Source organism: Microbacterium sp. (assembly GCF_047607465.1).
Taxonomy (GTDB): Bacteria; Actinomycetota; Actinomycetes; order Actinomycetales; family Microbacteriaceae; genus Microbacterium.
On record NZ_JASGCY010000090.1, the window covers coordinates 1 to 16,703 of the forward strand.

Annotated in this window: 11 protein-coding genes and 1 tRNA gene; 5 read left to right on the forward strand and 7 right to left on the reverse strand. The window is 70.7% G+C overall.

Going from position 1 to position 16,703, the window contains the following annotated elements:
• Positions 1–356: 356 nt before the first annotated feature.
• The 7 genes from QM568_RS12950 to QM568_RS12980 all read right to left on the reverse strand — a co-directional run bounded on the left by QM568_RS12950 (position 357) and on the right by QM568_RS12980 (position 6,991).
• A complete protein-coding gene (locus QM568_RS12950) occupies positions 357–1,208 on the reverse strand; it encodes a DUF559 domain-containing protein (protein WP_415139494.1) in 852 nt (283 codons plus the stop codon).
• A gap of 233 nt (positions 1,209–1,441) precedes the next feature.
• Positions 1,442–2,977, reverse strand: coding sequence for a flavodoxin reductase (locus QM568_RS12955; RefSeq protein ID WP_415139496.1), 1,536 nt, complete (start codon positions 2,975–2,977; stop codon positions 1,442–1,444).
• Positions 2,974–3,846 (reverse strand): FAD:protein FMN transferase, encoded by an 873-nt coding sequence (locus QM568_RS12960; protein WP_415139498.1) that lies wholly within the window; start codon positions 3,844–3,846, stop codon positions 2,974–2,976. The genes QM568_RS12955 and QM568_RS12960 overlap by 4 nt, the downstream gene beginning before the upstream one ends.
• 14 nt (positions 3,847–3,860) lie before the next feature.
• Positions 3,861–4,352 carry an FMN-binding protein gene (locus QM568_RS12965; protein WP_415139500.1) on the reverse strand — a complete coding sequence of 164 codons (492 nt, stop codon included), beginning with the start codon at positions 4,350–4,352 and terminating at the stop codon, positions 3,861–3,863.
• Between the two features lie 92 nt (positions 4,353–4,444).
• The gene (locus QM568_RS12970; protein WP_415139502.1) at positions 4,445–5,479 is read right to left on the reverse strand and encodes a ribose-phosphate diphosphokinase; all 1,035 of its coding nucleotides are present in this window, start codon (positions 5,477–5,479) and stop codon (positions 4,445–4,447) included.
• A gap of 8 nt (positions 5,480–5,487) precedes the next feature.
• The gene (gene glmU / locus QM568_RS12975; protein WP_415139504.1) at positions 5,488–6,918 is read right to left on the reverse strand and encodes a bifunctional UDP-N-acetylglucosamine diphosphorylase/glucosamine-1-phosphate N-acetyltransferase GlmU; all 1,431 of its coding nucleotides are present in this window, start codon (positions 6,916–6,918) and stop codon (positions 5,488–5,490) included.
• A 1-nt stretch (position 6,919) separates the two neighbouring features.
• A tRNA-Gln gene (locus tag QM568_RS12980) sits at positions 6,920–6,991 on the reverse strand.
• A gap of 63 nt (positions 6,992–7,054) precedes the next feature.
• Here QM568_RS12980 and QM568_RS12985 point away from each other — a divergent pair.
• The 5 genes from QM568_RS12985 to QM568_RS13005 all read left to right on the forward strand — a co-directional run bounded on the left by QM568_RS12985 (position 7,055) and on the right by QM568_RS13005 (position 16,698).
• Positions 7,055–7,549, forward strand: coding sequence for a MarR family winged helix-turn-helix transcriptional regulator (locus tag QM568_RS12985; protein ID WP_415139506.1), 495 nt, complete (start codon positions 7,055–7,057; stop codon positions 7,547–7,549).
• An 18-nt stretch (positions 7,550–7,567) separates the two neighbouring features.
• On the forward strand, positions 7,568–8,485 hold the full coding sequence (locus QM568_RS12990) for a pseudouridine synthase (protein WP_415139508.1): 918 nt from the start codon (positions 7,568–7,570) through the stop codon (positions 8,483–8,485).
• Positions 8,486–8,555: 70 nt separating this feature from the next.
• On the forward strand, positions 8,556–14,051 hold the full coding sequence (locus QM568_RS12995; RefSeq protein ID WP_415139510.1) for a glutamate synthase-related protein: 5,496 nt from the start codon (positions 8,556–8,558) through the stop codon (positions 14,049–14,051).
• Complete coding sequence (locus QM568_RS13000; RefSeq protein WP_415139512.1) at positions 14,048–15,772, forward strand: sulfite reductase subunit alpha; 1,725 nt, start codon at positions 14,048–14,050, stop codon at positions 15,770–15,772. The genes QM568_RS12995 and QM568_RS13000 overlap by 4 nt, the downstream gene beginning before the upstream one ends.
• On the forward strand, positions 15,772–16,698 hold the full coding sequence (locus QM568_RS13005; protein ID WP_415139514.1) for a hypothetical protein: 927 nt from the start codon (positions 15,772–15,774) through the stop codon (positions 16,696–16,698). The genes QM568_RS13000 and QM568_RS13005 overlap by 1 nt, the downstream gene beginning before the upstream one ends.
• Positions 16,699–16,703 lie beyond the last annotated feature (5 nt).

Consider the following 16,703-nt stretch of genomic DNA (forward strand, 5'->3'; position numbering starts at 1 on the left):
CCCGCCCGCCCCGCCCGCCCCGCCCGCCCCGCGGGCAGTTTGTCGGGCCGATTCCCGTTCGTCGGGCCGATCCGGCCCGACACGCCGCCCTACCGGCATCCGCTCCCGACAAACGGCCCGCAACCCGCCCACCAACACACCACCCCACCGGCATCCGCTCCCGGCCCACCAGCCGCTCCACCGACACGTCGACTCGGCCACGAGCCATTTGTCGGGCCGATTCCCGTCCGTCGGGCCGATCCGGCCCAACACGCCGCCCTACCGGCATCCGCTCCCGACAAACGGCCCGCACCCCGCCCACCAACACGCCGCCCCACCGGCATCCGCACCCGACAAAAGCTTGCCGGCCGTCGGACTCAGTCCCGCTCGCGCATCCGCACGACGGCGGCGACGATCGCGGCCTCAACCGCGGGCCAATCGTGAACGATCTGCGCATAGTCGAAGCGCAGGGTCTCGTAGCCCAGGACGGATGCCGCCGCGTCGCGCACCCGGTCGGCATGCCGCCGCGTCGGGCTCTCGTGGTTCGCTCTGCCGTCGGCCTCGAGGATGAGCCGGCCTCCGACGACGAAGTCGACGCGGCCGACGGTCGGGATCTCGACCTGGCATTCCAGGCGGATGCCGAGGCGGTGCAGCCGCAGCCGCAGCAGGGATTCGAGTCCGCTCTCGGCGTCGAATCGCGCGAGGTCGATGAGCCAGCGTCCGTGCGAGGGCACGCGCGCCCGCAGTCGCGCAAGACCGGGTCTGCGGAGCTTGCGCTGCGCCAGCGCCGATTCGAGCGCGGCGAAGAAGGTCTCCTCGTCGAGGCAGTGATAGGCGTGCAGCAGCGCCTCCTCGACGGGCGCGATGCCGAGTCCGGCCCTGCCGCTGTGATGATGCGCGATGCATCCGCAATCCGCCCGATCATGGAGGGTGCGTCCGCGGCCGCCCATCCACACGTGCACCTCCGCCTCCTCGGACTCCCCTCCGTCCAGCATCCAGATGCCGTGCAGCCGCAGCGCACGTCGGCAGGTGAGCGCACCGCCGTGCTGAGCCGCAGTGATCACTGCAGGATCGGCCACGGGCAGTGCGAACACGCCCTGTCGGACGCGGATGATGCTCCCCGCTGACACCTCGGCCTCGACGCGCCGGCGGCTCAGACCGTACTGCCGGAGGAGTGTTCCCCGCGCGATCTGACCGTGGTGGGCGAGGATGAAGGCGGCTGACTGCATGCCTCGATGATGCGCGGCGCCCCTGCGCCGCGGGACCTGCGCGGCGAATCTGTGGACAACTCGCGGCGCGCGCGTACCGTTCGTCGGGAGCGGATGCCGGTGGGCCGGCGTGTCGGATCGGATCGGCCCGACAAACGGGAATCGGCCCGACAAACGGTACGTCGGGAACGCCGGGCACGCGGACACACGCCGGACCGCGGACACACGCCGGACCGCCGGCAATCCCCCGGGGGTCAGTACCCCGCGAACGCGTCGGTGGTGAGGCTGCGCGCACCCCTCAGCGCGGGCGCGAGGTCGGCGATGAGCCCCGGAGGGCCGGAGACGAACGCGTGCCGCGATGAGAGGTCAGGCACGGCCCGACCGAGGCTCGCAGCGTCGAGCCGCACTCCTCCCGCCCACGTCCAGTGCGCCGGCAGCCGGTCCGGCCGGTCGCGGGTGAAGACGACGACCCGCGCAGGCAGGCTCTCCAGCTCCTCCCGGAAGGCGAGCTCCGCCGCCGACGACGCGACGTGCACGAGCACCACGTCGCATCCGGCGCCCTCCAGCGACCGCAGCTGCGAGACGAACGGCGTCACGCCGATACCCGCCGCGACCAGCAGCACCGGGGCCTCGCCCCGAGGCAGCACGAAGTCCCCCCAGACCCCCGTGACGGCGAACTGCGCACCGGGGGCCGCCGCCGCGAGCGCCTTCTTGTAGCTCGACTCCTCGCCGCGATAGGCGATGCGCACGGCCGGCAGGTCGGCGGGGCTCGACACGATGCTGAACTCGCGCCGGGTTCCGCGCGCATCCGGGCGGCGATGGGGAACGGCGAGCTCGAGATACTGCCCTGCGGTGAACCGCAACCCACCAGACGCCTGAAAGGTCAGCTGCTGCACCCCCGGGGTGATCCGCGCCCGCTCCGTGAGGCGCAGCCGCACTCCGGCGCGCCGCGCCAGCAGGGCGGCGAGCACGTTCCCGATGAGCAGCGCCCGCTCCTGCCCGAGGGTGAACGCGCCGACCGAGATCGGCCATCCAGCGAGCACGCCGACGAGGCAGGTCACGGCGAACTGCTGCCAGCGCCGCGGCGGCAGCGTCAGGGGCTCGGACAGCATGAACAGCCCGAGGAAGAGGTAGGGCGACTGCAGCAGGGCGGCCGACAGCGCCTGGCCAGCGTCGAACGCGAGCCCTGCCCCGGAGAGCTGCACCGCCTGGCGCACCACCGACACCGCCACCGCGATGACGAGGAACAGCAGCACGACACGGACCTTCTCGGTGCGCCACGCGACCACGAGCCCGAGCATCAGCACCGGTATGAACAGCGCCGGAGTGCCCACCCACCACGCGGAGAAGGTTCCGAGACCCGTGATGGTGACGACCGCGGCTCCCACGGCCGCCGGGTTCAGCAGATGTCTGCCGCGCCACGCGATGAGGTATTTCGACACGGCGCCGAAGATGCCGGCGAGCGCCAACCCGCCGAGGACGGCCGGCGACAGATCGGATGCCGGTTGCAGCACGAACAGCAGGATCGCCGCCGTGATCGCCGACGACTCGACCCGCCACGGCAGGTGCAGCAGCCGTTGGGCCAGCGCATCGGTCGCCATCGTCGCCGCGGTCAGCACGGCGAGCGAGACGAGGAGGTCGAGCAGCCGGGGCGAGACGAGCTCCGCCGCCGAGAGCGCCAGTGCGAGCGCGATGAGCACCCCGAGTGCGAGCAGCACGAGCCGGTACATCGACAAGCGCCCGAGAAGCGCGAGCACGCGTTGACGCACCCCGGTCAAGGCCGTGATCATGAGCGCGATCCCCTTCCGAGAGGCCTGGCGAGGAAAAGCTCGCCCGGCCATCCGGCCGAGCGCTCGGCGCGCCCGTCCGTCGACATGCGCACCCACTCGATGCCCCAGCTCGCTGCGAGAGCCGGGCCGCCGTCGAAGAACAGCGCCGTCGCGACGGCATCCGCCGCCATCGTCTCGGCGCCGAGCGCCCAGGTGGCAGCCCACGTGCGCACCGGCTGCCCGGTGCGCGCATCGAGCACGTGGTGAAGGCCGTCGCCCCACGCCCTGCGGTTGATCGCCGAGCCGCACAGCGCGGCGTCGCGCAGCTCCACGACGCCGATCGCGCGGGCAGAGTTGAAAGGATGTTCGAGCGCCGTGCGCACCGCCCCGCCCCGCACTCTCAGGTCGCCGCCCGCGTCGACGACCAGGTCACCGGGCACGTGACCGAGAAGGTCGAAGACGAGGTCGACGAGGCGCCCCTTGCCGAGGGCGCCCACGTCGATGAGCACGGGAGCGGATGCCTTCACCGCCTGCGCCGTCCAGGAGACCAGCCCGGTCCATTCGGCGGGCGCCGCGACGGGCTCCCCCGCGTGCAACGTGTACGAGGCGTCGTAGCCGAGGGCTTCAAGACTCGCACCGACGAGCGGGTTGACCGCACCGCGGGTCGCGGCGGAGACCTCACGGTACGCGTCGAGCATAGGCCCGGCATCCGTCGAGCCGAATCCGCCGCCGGCGTCGCCCAGACGGGTGACCTCGGAGTCGGCGCGGAACCGCGACCACTCACGATCGAAGCGCTCGATCTCGGCGGCGACCGCCGCACGATCGGCATCCGTGAGCTCGCCCTCGATCTCCCACCGGGTGCCGATCGCGTCGAAACGCCAGATCGTCATGACCGGTCAGGCGCCTAAGCGGCGGCCTGCTCCTTGATCGACTCGACCGCCTCGTTGAAGCCGCCGCTCGTCAGCGACGAGCCGGAAACGCGGCTCACGTCCAGGTCGTCGAGAGCGACGCCGACCACCTCGTCGGCGATGCCGTCGATGAACTGGGACTGGTACTGCTCGCTCTCCCGCGCCTGCGGGTCGCCGGTGACCTCCACGTCGGTCACGACGCCGTCGGCGATGGTGAGCGTCACCGAGATCGACTCCACGGTCTCCGGCGTCTGATACGACCCCTCGGCCGTGTAGGTGCCGTCGGCGTAGGTCGTCGACCCCGAGTCGGACTCCGTGCTGGAGGACGAGGAAGAGGAGGACGACGAGGACGACGTGCTGGAGGACGAGGAAGAAGACGTGTCGTCGGCATCGGCGACCCCGGAGCAGCCGGCCAGGACGAAGAGCCCCGCCACGCCGACGAGCGCTGAGGCCTTGCGTACGGACTTCGGAGCAGTGGTGCGGATCATGGCGGCCCTCCCGATTCGATGCGACGATCTGTCGATGCATTCGAACGTATACATCAGTCCTATGCACGCACTGTGCCGCGGCGATGCATCTGCTATGCGTCTCCGCCGAACATGCTCGTCACCGATCCGTCTTCGAAGACCTCATGGATGGCGCGAGCGAGCAGCGGTGCGATCGGCAGAATGGTGAGCTTGTCCCAGCGGCGGGACGCGCTGAGCGGGATGGTGTCGGTGACGACCACCTCGTCGATTGACGAGTCCTGCAGGCGCTCGGATGCCGGGTCGCTGAAGATCGCGTGCGTCGCCGCCACGATCACGCGGTACGCGCCGTTGGCCTTCAGTGCCTGCGCGGCTTTCACGATCGTGCCGCCGGTGTCGATCATGTCGTCGACGAGGAGGCAGGTGCGCCCTTCGACCGTGCCGACGATCTCGTGCACGGAGACCTGGTTGGCGACCTTCGGGTCGCGGCGCTTGTGGATGATGGCGAGCGGGGCGCCGAGGCTGTCCGACCAGGTGTCGGCGACGCGGACACGGCCCATGTCCGGCGACACCACCGTGAGGATCTCGCGATCGGCCGGAGAGAGCGTGCGCTCGAAATAGTCCAGCAGCACGGGCTTGGCGAAGAGGTGGTCGACGGGGCCGTCGAAGAAGCCCTGGATCTGCGCGGCGTGCAGGTCGACGCTCATCACACGGTCGGCGCCGGCGGTCTTGAGCAGGTCGGCGACGAGGCGGGCGCTGATCGGCTCGCGGCCGCGGCCCTTCTTGTCCTGACGCGAGTACGGGTAGTAGGGGGCGACGACGGTGATGCGCTTGGCGGAGGCGCGCTTGGCCGCGTCGATCATGATGAGCGTCTCCATGAGCCACTCGTTGACGGGCTCGCCGAATGTCTGCACGAGGAAGAGATCGCAGCCGCGGATCGAGACCTCGAAGCGCGCATAGATCTCACCCGACGCGAACGTGCGGTGCTCCACCGGCGCGAGCTCGGTGCCGAGGGCCGCGGCCACCGCGTCGGTGAGCTCGGGATGCGAGCGCCCGCCCGCGACGACGAGCCGCTTCTTCGTCTTGGCGACGAGGCCGGGGGCTATGCCGTTGTCGCGATCCAGATCGACCGTCTTCTTTTTGCGCGCCATGCGTGTGCCTACTCCGCCACTCGAGCCCGTGCTGCGGCATCCGCAGCATCCGTGCCTGCCCTGTTCTTCTCGACCCAGCCCTCGATATTGCGCTGAGGCGCGACGCTCATCGCAAGAGCACCAGCCGGCACGTCCTTGCGGACGACCGCTCCGGCACCCGTCTTGGCGCCAGCACCCAGCCTAACGGGCGCGACGAGGGTCGTGTGCGACCCGGTGTGCACCTCGTCCTCGACGATCGTGCGGTGCTTGGCCACGTCGTCGTAGTTCGCCGTGATGGTGCTCGCGCCGAGGTTCACGCCGTGGCCGATCGTGGCGTCGCCGACGTAGGAGAGGTGGGGCACCTTGCTCCCTTCGCCGATCTCGGCGTTCTTCGTCTCGACGTAGGCGCCGATCTTGCCCCTGGCGCCGAGCACTGTGCCAGGACGCAGGAACGAGAACGGCCCGACGGTGGCCTCGGCGCCGATCACGGCGAGGGTCGCATCGGTGCGGCGCACGATCGCATCCTCCCCCACCTCGCAGTCGACGAGCGTCGTATCCGGGCCGATGATGGCGCCCTCGGCGATCGTGGTGGCGCGAAGGATCTGCGTGTTCGGCAGCACCGTGACATCGGGGGCGAGGGTGGCGTCGTCGTCGATCCACGTCGTCGCCGGGTCGATGACGGTGACGCCGGCGAGCTGCCACCGCCGCACGATGCGCTCGTTGAGCAGCCGGCCGACGAGCGCGAGCTGCGCGCGGTCGTTGACGCCGTAGGTCACGGTGACGTCGGAGACGACGGATGCCGCCACCCGGTCGCCATCGCGGCGAAGGAGCCCCGGCACGTCTGTCAGGTACATCTCGCCCTGGGCGTTGTCGACGCCGACCTCGGGAAGGTAGCGCCGCAGCGTCGCGGCGCTGAACACGTACATGCCGGCGTTGATCTCGCGGACGGCGGCCTCAGCGTCGCTGGCGTCCTTGTGCTCGACGATGCGGTCGACCCCGCCGTCGGCATCGCGGATGACGCGCCCGTAGCCGCGCGGGTCGTCGACGACCGCGGTCATCAGCGTCGCCGGAGCGCCCGTGGCGCGGTGCTCATCGAGGAAGGCGCTGAGCGTGTCGGCGTCGGCCAGCGGGCAGTCGCCGGAGAGCACGAGCACGTCGCCGTCGAAGTCATCGGGCAGCGCGTCGACGGCGACCTGCACCGCGCGTCCGGTGCCGGGGATCTCGTCCTGGTCGACGAACACGACCTCGGGGTACTCCTGGCTGAGGGCTGCGACGACCTGATCGCGCTCGTGGCGGACGACCACCTCGATGTGGTCGGCGCCGAGGCGCGCGGCCGTCGTCAGCACGTGCCCGACCAGCGGACGCCCGCCGATCGGATGCAGCACCTTCGGCAGGCGCGACCTCATGCGCGTGCCCTGGCCTGCGGCGAGGATGATGATGGCGAGGTTGTTCCCGGTCATGCTCCGCCGCCAGGACTCGAACCTAGACCTCACAGCTCCAAAGGCTGTCGTGCTGCCATTACACCACGGCGGATCACGGCATCCGACCCAGCGCATGCCGCCTCTCAAGTCTGCCATGTCCTGGGATACTGGACGGATGAGCGAGGTTGATGAGGTCGACCGGATCGTCGGAGCGTGGAACACGCAGCGACCCGATCTGGACTTCTCACCCCTCGAGGTGCTCTCGCGCGTCGACCGGCTGACGCGGCTGCTCGACCGCGCCCGCCGTGACGTGTTCCGCCGCAGCGAGCTCGAACCCTGGGAGTGGGACGTGCTCTCGGCGCTGCGCCGTGCGGGGACGCCCTTCCAGCTCTCCCCCAAGCAGCTGCTGCAGCAGACGCTCGTCTCCAGCGGCACCATGACGAACCGCATCGACCGTCTCGTCGGCCGCCGCTTCGTGCGGCGCGTCGCCGACCCGGACGACGGCCGCAGCGTCCTGGTCACGCTGACCGATGACGGGCGCATCCGCGTGGATGCCGCCATCACCCGCCTCGTCGACGTCGAGGCCGACCTCCTCCGGGGTCTCTCGCGCAGCGACCGCGATCGGCTGGCGTCGCTGCTGCGCCGGCTCAGCCTCAGCTTCGACGTGTGAAGGGCGCCGCAGATGGGCATGGCCTCTCCTCTCCCCGTGCGCGACGGCGTCGGCGCGACGCGTCTGCACGTGCCGCTGCGCGGCGACTGGCCGACGATCGCCGCGTACATGATCGAGCGCTTCTTCCATCTCGACCCGCAGCGGCTGCTGGTGCGCTTCGACCGCGGCGAGATCGTCGCCCGCGACGGACGACCGCTCGCCCGCGATACTCCGCTGGGGGCCGAGGAGTTCGTCTGGTACTACCGTGAGCCCCCGCTCGAGCGCGAGATCCCCTTCGAGGTCGACGTGCTGCATGAGGACCGGGATCTCGTCGTCGTCGACAAGCCGCACTTCCTGCCGACGACGCCGGGCGGCAAGTACCTGCGCAACTCCGCCCTTGTGCGGCTGCGCAACCTCCTCGGTACCCCCGAGCTCACCCCGATCCACCGGCTCGACCGCGCCACCGCCGGCCTGCTCATGTTCTCGGCGCGCCAGGAGACGCGCGGCGCCTATCAGCTGCTGTTCGAGAACCGCGCGGTGCGCAAGACCTACGAGGCGGTGTCGGCGCGGCCGGCGGGATGGGATGCCGCGGCGTTCCCGCTCGTGTACCGCAATCACATCCGCAAGAACCGGGGTGAGGTGTGCGTGCAAGTGGATGCCGCGCGCGAACCGAACTCGGAGACGCTGATCGAGGTGCTCTCCGCCGACGAGCGCGTCGTGCACACGCTGCTGCATCCGCACAGCGGCAAGATGCACCAGTTGCGCGTGCATCTGGCAGCCCTCGGCCTCGGCATCCTGAACGACGGGTTCTACCCCGTGCTGCTGCCGGAGGCGCCGGACGACTTCGCAAGGCCCCTGCAGCTGCTCGCGAGGGAGCTGCGCTTCACGGATCCGCTGAGCGGCGAGCCCCGCCGCTTCGTCACGCGTCGCTCGCTGCAGGAGGCGCCGCGCCGCTGAGTCCGCGTCACATTTGACTCCGAACGATTAGGCAAGGCTAACATTACCTTGCCCCATCTTCAGGAGACGCATGAACAGCACCCGGCTCGGCCTGTACGACCCTTCCCGCGAACACAGCGCATGCGGCGTCGGCTTCATCGCGCGCAAGGACGGAACCCCCAGTCACGACGTCATCCGCAAGGGCGACGAGGCGCTGTGCGCGATCCCCCATCGCGGCGGGATGTCCGCCGAGGGCGTCGGCGACGGCGCCGGTGTGAACATCGACCTGTCGGAGGAGTTCTTCAGCGCCGTCACCGGTGTCCCGCTGCGGCGCGGCGAGTTCGGGGTCGGCAACTTCTTCCTCCCGGACGACCCTGACCAGCTGCCCCTCGCCGAGGAGATCATCGGGCGGGCGCTGGGCGCGTCCTTCGAGATCCTGCTCGTTCGCGACGTCCCCGTCGACCACTCGGCCGCGGTCGCCGCCGCCGAGAAGCACCAGCTGCCCATCCGGCAATGGGTGTTCCGGCTGCGCGAGGGCATGGACAGGGCAGGCGGAGACCGGGCGGCGAACGCCGCCCTGCTCGAGATCGAGCGGGAGGCCTACTCGCGCCGGGAGCTGGCGGGGCTGTACCCGCTCTCGCTGAGCATGCGCACCCAGGTGCTCAAGGGCCGTCTGAACGCGGGCGAGGTGCTGCGCTTCTTCGTGGATCTGCGCGACGAGCGCCACAGCGTGCGCAGCCTGTACTTCCACACCCGCTTCTCGACCAACACCGAGCCGCACCCCACCATGGCCCAGCCGTTTCGCATGCTGGCACACAACGGCGAGCTGAACACCGACCGCAAGAACCGCGTCTCCGATGAGGCGCTGGCCCGCTCGCGCTCCCGCGACATCGTCCGCCCCGCCGGCCAGTCCGACAGCAGCCGCCTCGACCAGACCCTGCAGAGCCGCGTGTTCGACGACGGGCTCGACATCGTCGAAGCCGTCGTCTCCCTCATGCCCCCGGCCTGGGAGAACGACCGGTCGCTGTCGCAGGAGGTGCGCGACATGCTGGAGTTCTTCTCCCTGTACGAGGAGAAGAACGACGGGCCCGCCGCCGTCATCTTCAGCGACGGCGACGTCATCGGCGCCCGGCTCGACCGGCTGGGCCTGCGGCCCCTGCGGACGGTGGAGACCGAGGAATACCTCGTCGTCTCGTCCGAGGCGGGGCAGGTGCCCTTCGCCCCCTCCGAGGTCACCCATCGCGGGCGCATCGAGGCCGGCGGCATGCTCTACATCGACCACCGCACCGGGTGCGTGCACCGCACCGCGGACACGCTCGCCACGCTCGCGAAGCGGCGCGACTACGCCGCTCTCCTCGACCGGGCGCGCGTGCACATCGACGACCTGCCGGCACCGGAGCGCCGCGGTCCGCAGTCGCTCGGCTACCAGGGGGACCTCAGCGTCGCCGGGCGCGCCGTCGCGTACTCGCTGAACCAGGAGAGCTTCCGGTTCATGCTCGATCCGATGCTCGCTCAGGGCAGCGAGCGGATCTCCGCGATGGGCTACGGCAACGCGATCAACGCGCTCTCCGACCACGAGGGCGGGGTGTCGAAGTACTTCTCGCAGCGCTTCGCCCAGGTCACCAACCCGCCGCTGGACAGCATCCGCGAGGCCGACGGCATGACCCTCAGGGTGGCTCTCGGTGCGAAGCCGGACCGAGGCAACGGCACCTCGCGCCAGATCGTGGTCGACTCCCCCGTGCTCGGGCACCTCGACATGGTGCGCCTGCGCGAGCAGGATCAGACGCCGCTGCGCCGTTTCGGGATGCTGTTCGAGCCGTTCCCGGAGGACGAGAAGGCGAACGCGTCCTCCCTGGAGGCCGCGATCGAGCGTCTCGCCGACGAGGTGGAGGCGTTCGCCGCGGCATCCGGCGGCATCGCGGTGCTCACCGACCGGGCTGTGTCGTCCGCAGCCGCACCGATCCCACTGGTACTCGCGATCGCCGCCGTGAACCAGAGGCTGATCGCGGCGGGTCTTCGCCTGCGCGTGTCGCTGGTGGCGGAGAGCGGGCAGCTGCCCTCATCGCACCACGTCGCCGTCGCCCTGGGATTCGGCGCATCGGCGGTGTACAGCATCAGCGCGCGCCTCCGGGCGGAGGAGAAGTATCCGAGCCCCGCGGGCCCTGCCGAAGCGCTCACCGAGACCGATCGCGCCCTCGCCCGCTTCCGCAAGGCCACGGAGAAGTCGCTCGCGAAGACGATGGGGCGCGTGGGCCTGTGCACGGTGGAGAGCTACATCGGCGGCGAGTTCTTCGAGCCGAACTATCTCGACACCCAGGACCCCGTGCTGGCGCGGTGGTTCCCGCACCTGGACGCCCCTGTGCGCGGCGTGGGCTTCGCGCACATCGCCCTGGCCGCGGCCCGATGGCACCAGCGGGCGATCGGGGTGGAGACCGAGGCGCAGATCCCCCTGCTCGGTCTGTTCAAGGAGCGCTCGGAGGGCGCAGGACACTCCTACGGCACGACAGCGGTGCGCGGCTTCACGACCATGGCGGAGGAGCACGTCGCCTTCGCCCCCGAGCCCCATGACGGCCACGCCGCCCTGCGCCTGCTGACGCTGAACCAGCTCGAGGACGCGTTCGGCATCAGCGACGACGCGTACGCGAACGAGGGCTTCGACGCCCTCAGCAACGAGCAGATCGACCGGTTCCGCATCACGCCCGGCTACCGCGACTTCGTCGCCAGCACGAATCGCGAGCGCGCCAGGCGCCCGTCCGCCCTCCGCGATGTGCTGGCCTTCCCCGCCGACGTCACCGGCGCGCACACGGCGATCGACTTCGAGCGGGAGCTCGGTCGCTTCTCGCGCACGGGCAATGCCGGCATCCTCGTGCACGGCCTGCGCATCGACGACCTCGGCGACGCGTTCTGCCTGACGCTCACGACCGGCGCGACCGGCGATCCGCACCGGCTCACAGCCCTCGGCGGATTCCTCGAGTCCGCCTTCCCCGGCGAGGCGCAGACGATCGACCTGGGCACAGCCGCCATCACCGTCGCGGCGCACGGGGCCGCTGCATCATTCCTCCGCACCCTCGTCACGGCCCCTGCGCCGATCTCCGTCGACGAGGTCCAGCCGGCCCACGAGATCACGCGCACCCTCACCAGCGGTGCGATGAGCCACGGCGCACTGGTGGCCACCGCCCACGAGTCCGTCGCGCACGGGGTGAACATGGTCGGCGGCCTCTCGAACTGCGGAGAGGGCGGCGAGCACTACTCGCGCTACGGCACGATCCGCGGGTCGCGGATCAAGCAGTTCGCGTCAGGGCGCTTCGGCATCTGGGCGGGCTATCTCGCCGATCCGATGCTCCAGGAGCTGGAGATCAAGATCGGGCAGGGCGCGAAGCCGGGCGAGGGCGGGCAGCTGCCCGCACCGAAGGTCACGGTCGACATCGCCGCTGCGCGCGGCGGGACGCCGGGCATCGAGCTGGTCTCTCCCCCGCCCCACCACGACACCTACTCGATCGAGGACCTCGCCCAGCTCATCCACGACTGCAAGGCCGCGCGGGTGCGCGTCATCGTCAAGCTCGTCTCCTCTGAGGGCATCGGGACGATCGCGGTCGGCGTCGCCAAAGCGGGAGCCGACGTCATCAACGTCGCAGGCAACACCGGGGGCACGGGGGCGGCGGCCGTGACCAGCCTGAAGTATGCGGGGCGCTCGGCCGAGATCGGCATCGCCGAGGTGCACCAGGCGCTCGTCGCGAACGGCCTGCGCGACAAGGTCGTGCTTCGGTGCTCCGGGGCGCATCAGACCGCGAGCGACGTCGTCACCAGCGCCCTCCTCGGCGGCGACAGCTTCGAGTTCGGCACGACGGCGCTGATGATGCTGAAGTGCGTGATGGCGAAGAACTGCAACATCAAGTGCCCGGCCGGCCTCACCACGAACCCCGAGGTGTTCGACGGCGATCCCCGCGCGCTCGCGCAGTACCTGCTGAACATCAGCCACGAGATCCGCGAGATCCTCGCCCGTCTCGGGCTGCGCTCCCTCGCCGAGGCGCGCGGGCGGGCGGATCTGCTGCAGCTGCTGGATCACCCCTCCGCCGTGGGCGATCTCGACGTGCGTGCGATGCTGACCGTCGTGCCGGAGCGGCACGTGGCGAACCCGATCTACCTCGAGAAGGACTTCCGCACAGACGACGCGCTCATCGAGCGCGTGCGCACCGCGCTGGTCTCGCAGGCGCAGCGCGAGATCGTCATCGACGGCGTCTCCCTCCGCAACAGCGACAAGTCCGTCGGCGGTCAGCTCAGCGTCGACATCGAGCGGATGCTGAACCACGAGCTGGACCCTGCCGCCCTCCTGGCACTCCCCGCCGTGATCGTCGACGACCGCGGCCGCGCCCGGTTCGCCGACGGCAGCATCAGAGTGCACACCCACGGCGCCGCAGGGCAGTCCTACGGCGCGTTCTGCAACGACGGCGTGGTCCTCGTGCACACCGGGACGGCGAACGACGGGGTGAGCAAGAGCCAGAGCGGCGGCACCGTCGTCGTGCGCTCCCCCGGCGGCGGTGCCGACGCGGTCGGCGGCAACGTCCTGATCGGCAACTTCGCCGCGTTCGGAGCCACCGGCGGCCGGCTGTTCGTCTCGGGAGAGGCCGGGGACCGCTTCGCCGTGCGCAACTCGGGAGTCACCGCGGTCGTCGAGGGCCTCGGCGACTTCGGCTGCGAGTACATGACCAACGGCGCCGTGCTGAACCTCGGCGCGTTCGGCAAGGGGCTCGGCAACGGCATGAGCGGCGGCTTCGTGTACCAGTACGACCCGGATCGCGCTCTCGACGGACGCTACAGCGAGGACTCGCTGCTGATGCTGCCGATGACCGGCCACCCGCACGGCGGCTTCCACGAGGAGGCGGCGCTGCTGATGCTGCGCTGGCATCTCGAGGCCACCGGATCCGCTCTCGCCGAGCGCCTGCTCGCGGACTGGACGCGCACGCGCATGCACATGTTCTTCGGGATGCCGAGGGCGCTCCTGCTGTCGCAGGACGCGGATGCCGTGCTCGAGCACCGCGATCGCAGGCAGCTCCTCGAGGAGCTCGCGACGCAGGTGGCGACCGCGAAGCTGCGCGACTTCAAGCAGGACTACCGCGATCACCGGCTGGTGATCGACGGACGATCCCCGGCGCCGGGCGCCGACGACATGTACACGCTGCTGTCCTCGTACACCGTGCTCAGCATCGCCCAGACGATCGCGCGCGACCGGGTGCCGGGGGCGCGGTCCACCGACGAGCCCGAGGTCGAGGAGATCGCCCGCACGCTGATCCTCACCGAGGACTTCTTCGTGACGCAGAAGGTCATCGCCTACCTGCGCAAGTCCCTGGAGCGCTTCGACGACGTCGAGCTCGCGACCCTCATCGCCGCAGGGCGGCTGGAGGACTACAAGCGCTCCCTCGCGATGCGCAACGTCCGCTCGATCGACGCGCCGGGCACGTACGGATGGATCCTCCATCAGAGCGCGAAGAACAGCGAGCGCATCCGCTCCGCACGGTTCGACCAGCTCATCGCGACGGCCGCGCTCGACGATCTGGCAACCCAGGCTCGCGGGGTGGTGCCGTCATGACCACGCTGCATGTGCCAACGGATGCACCCTTCTCCGCCGAGCAGCGCAGCTGGCTGACGGGCTTCTTCGCCGGCCTCGCCGCCGCCGCGCCAGCGGACGGGCACGGCGCCGGCGCGCAGACCGCCACGATTCCCGTGTACGTGGGAACGCAGACCGGCAACAGCGAGCTGCTCGCGGCGGATCTGGCGGACGCCGGCGCCGCACGGGGCATCAGCATGCCGATCACGGCTCTCGACGAGATCACCCCGGAGTCGCTCGCTGCGGTGTCCACCGCTCTCATCATCACCTCGACGTACGGGGAGGGCGAGATGCCGGACAACGCCGAGCTGTTCTGGGAGGCGCTGTCCTCCGACTCCGCTCCGCGGCTCGAGCAGCTGCGCTTCGCGGTGCTCGCCCTCGGCGACAGCGGCTACGACGACTTCTGCCAGGCAGGGCGCCTCATCGATCTGCGTCTGGAGCAGCTCGGGGCGGTGCGCCTGCATCCGCGCGCGGATTGCGATGTCGACTACGAGGACGCCGCAGCGGAGTGGATCGCGGCGGTCGTGGAGCGTCTGGCGTCCGAGCATCCCGCAGACGCAGCGCCCGCTCCCGTGCGCCGCGCCAAGCGGGCCGCGTCGACGTGGTCGCGAAAGACCCCCTACCCCTCGCATCTGGTCGCCAACCGGGTGTTGTCCGGCCCCGGCAGCGCGAAGGAGATCCGTCACCTCGAGTTCGACCTCGGCGACAGCGGCATCGAATACGCCGCCGGCGACGCGTTCAACGTCGTCCCCGCGAACGATCCGAGACTCGTCGAGGAGCTGATCGCCGCGCTCGGCTGCGACGGCGATGCGGATGCCGGCGGCATCCCGCTCTTCTCGCATCTGCACCGCCGGGCCGAGATCGTCGCGGTGTCGAAGGAGATGCTGGCCCTCGTCGGCGAGCGGCACCCAGACAGCGAGCCGGGCAGCCTGTTCCTGCGCGGCGAGCGCGACGCGCTGAACGACTGGCTGTGGGGGCGCGATCTGCTCGACGTGGTGCGCGCGAGCGGGCTGCGGTTGACCGCGGACGAGGTGCTGACCGCGGTGCGTCCGCTGCAGCCGCGCGCCTATTCGATCTCCTCGAGTCCGCTGCACAGCCCCGATCGCATCCACCTCACGGTGGCGGCGGTGCGCTACGGCGAGGATCGCCCGCACGGCGGCGTGTGCTCGACCTTCATGGCCGACCGGCTCGACGCCGATGACGAGGTCGGGGTGTTCCTGCAGCCGAACGCCGCCTTCCGACTGCCAGCCGACGGCGACGCGCCCGTGATCATGATCGGGCCGGGCACCGGCATCGCCCCCTTCCGTGCGTTCCTGCAGGAGCGCGCGGCGAGCGGCGTCGCAGGACGCAACTGGCTGTTCTTCGGCGATCAGCATCGAGCCTGCGACTTCATCTACGAGGACGAGCTCGCCGAGTGGCACGAGAGCGGCGTGCTGGACCGGCTCGACCTCGCGTTCTCCCGGGATCAAGCCGAGAAGGTCTACGTGCAGACGCGCATGCGCGAGCACGGGGCAGACCTCTACGACTGGCTGGAGTCGGGCGCGCACCTCTACGTGTGCGGCGACGCCTCGCGCATGGCCAAGGACGTGGAGCGGGCCCTGCTCGACCTCGTCGGCGCCGCGCGCGGTCGTGGCGACGACGACGCGGCCGAGTACGTGGCCGACCTGAAGAGATCCAAGCGCTACCTGAGGGATGTGTACTGATGAACGCCGACGACGCCTCGTCCGTCCGCAAGGCGGGACAGCGCCCGTTCGCCCCCGGCCGTTCGGTGCACGCCCCGGGAGCGGCCGTGCTTCGGGCCATGGTGCTTCTCGAGGCCTGCGTGGCGACGACGGGCAACCCGCACGCGGTGATCACGCAGTTCGGCAGCTACCTGCACGCCAGCACCCGCGGCCAGTCGTTCCAGGTGACCTGCGGCATGATCGGCCTGCGGACGGTTCCGGAGACGGTCGCCGATGTGCGCCTGAGCGTCGAGGAGACGGCGATGAACCAGGTCACAAGCCTGCATCTGCTCGCCGGCGACGGACAGCCGGTTCATCACTGCCGCACGGTCTCCGACTACGACCGGATGATCCTGGAGAGCCTGGATCAGGAGGACGACGGGATGACGGTCGCCGAGACCCTCGCCGGCCGCCTCGGCGACCCGTATCGTCCTGCGTCGCTGGACTCCGACGAGCAGGACCAGCTCGGGCAGCTCGACGCCCTGCTCCACGACGGCGGGCGGGAGCGGCGCCGCTGTGCGGCCGGCGTCGCGCACGCCGCACGCGTGGATCCCCTGGTGCTGCCGATGCTGCTGGAGCACCTGTGCACCACGGGCCTGCCCGTGGGCGCGATCGTCGTCGGCGAAGGCATCCTCCAGGGGGCGACGGGCCCCATCGTGACCACCTCCGCCGCCGAGGGCGGGGTCATGGCGAGATGGCGGGACGCCACCGTCGAGATCGATCTGCACGCGGTGGCCGAGTGCCTGCGGGTGACGACCTCCGCCGCCCACGGCGCGACCAGGGCGCTGGAGCTCTACGACGCCAGGGGGCGCTGCATCGCGGTGCTCGGCCAGTTCGGTCTCGTCGGCGCCGACACGCATGCCGCGTGGGAGGACGTCGTCGCCTCCCTCCCCCTCCAGGTGCCCTGAGCCCG

Bases quoted from the DNA above. Each gene is read 5' to 3' on its own strand.
- QM568_RS12955 (WP_415139496.1), bottom strand. From the start codon at position 2,977: ATGATCACGGCCTTGACCGGGGTGCGTCAACGCGTGCTCGCGCTTCTC.
- QM568_RS13005 (WP_415139514.1), top strand. From the start codon at position 15,772: ATGAACGCCGACGACGCCTCGTCCGTCCGCAAGGCGGGACAGCGCCCG.
- QM568_RS12950 (WP_415139494.1), bottom strand. From the start codon at position 1,208: ATGCAGTCAGCCGCCTTCATCCTCGCCCACCACGGTCAGATCGCGCGG.
- QM568_RS12985 (WP_415139506.1), top strand. From the start codon at position 7,055: ATGAGCGAGGTTGATGAGGTCGACCGGATCGTCGGAGCGTGGAACACG.
- QM568_RS12965 (WP_415139500.1), bottom strand. From the start codon at position 4,352: ATGATCCGCACCACTGCTCCGAAGTCCGTACGCAAGGCCTCAGCGCTC.
- glmU (WP_415139504.1), bottom strand. From the start codon at position 6,918: ATGACCGGGAACAACCTCGCCATCATCATCCTCGCCGCAGGCCAGGGC.
- QM568_RS12970 (WP_415139502.1), bottom strand. From the start codon at position 5,479: ATGGCGCGCAAAAAGAAGACGGTCGATCTGGATCGCGACAACGGCATA.
- QM568_RS12995 (WP_415139510.1), top strand. From the start codon at position 8,556: ATGAACAGCACCCGGCTCGGCCTGTACGACCCTTCCCGCGAACACAGC.
- QM568_RS12960 (WP_415139498.1), bottom strand. From the start codon at position 3,846: ATGACGATCTGGCGTTTCGACGCGATCGGCACCCGGTGGGAGATCGAG.
- QM568_RS12990 (WP_415139508.1), top strand. From the start codon at position 7,568: ATGGCCTCTCCTCTCCCCGTGCGCGACGGCGTCGGCGCGACGCGTCTG.
- QM568_RS13000 (WP_415139512.1), top strand. From the start codon at position 14,048: ATGACCACGCTGCATGTGCCAACGGATGCACCCTTCTCCGCCGAGCAG.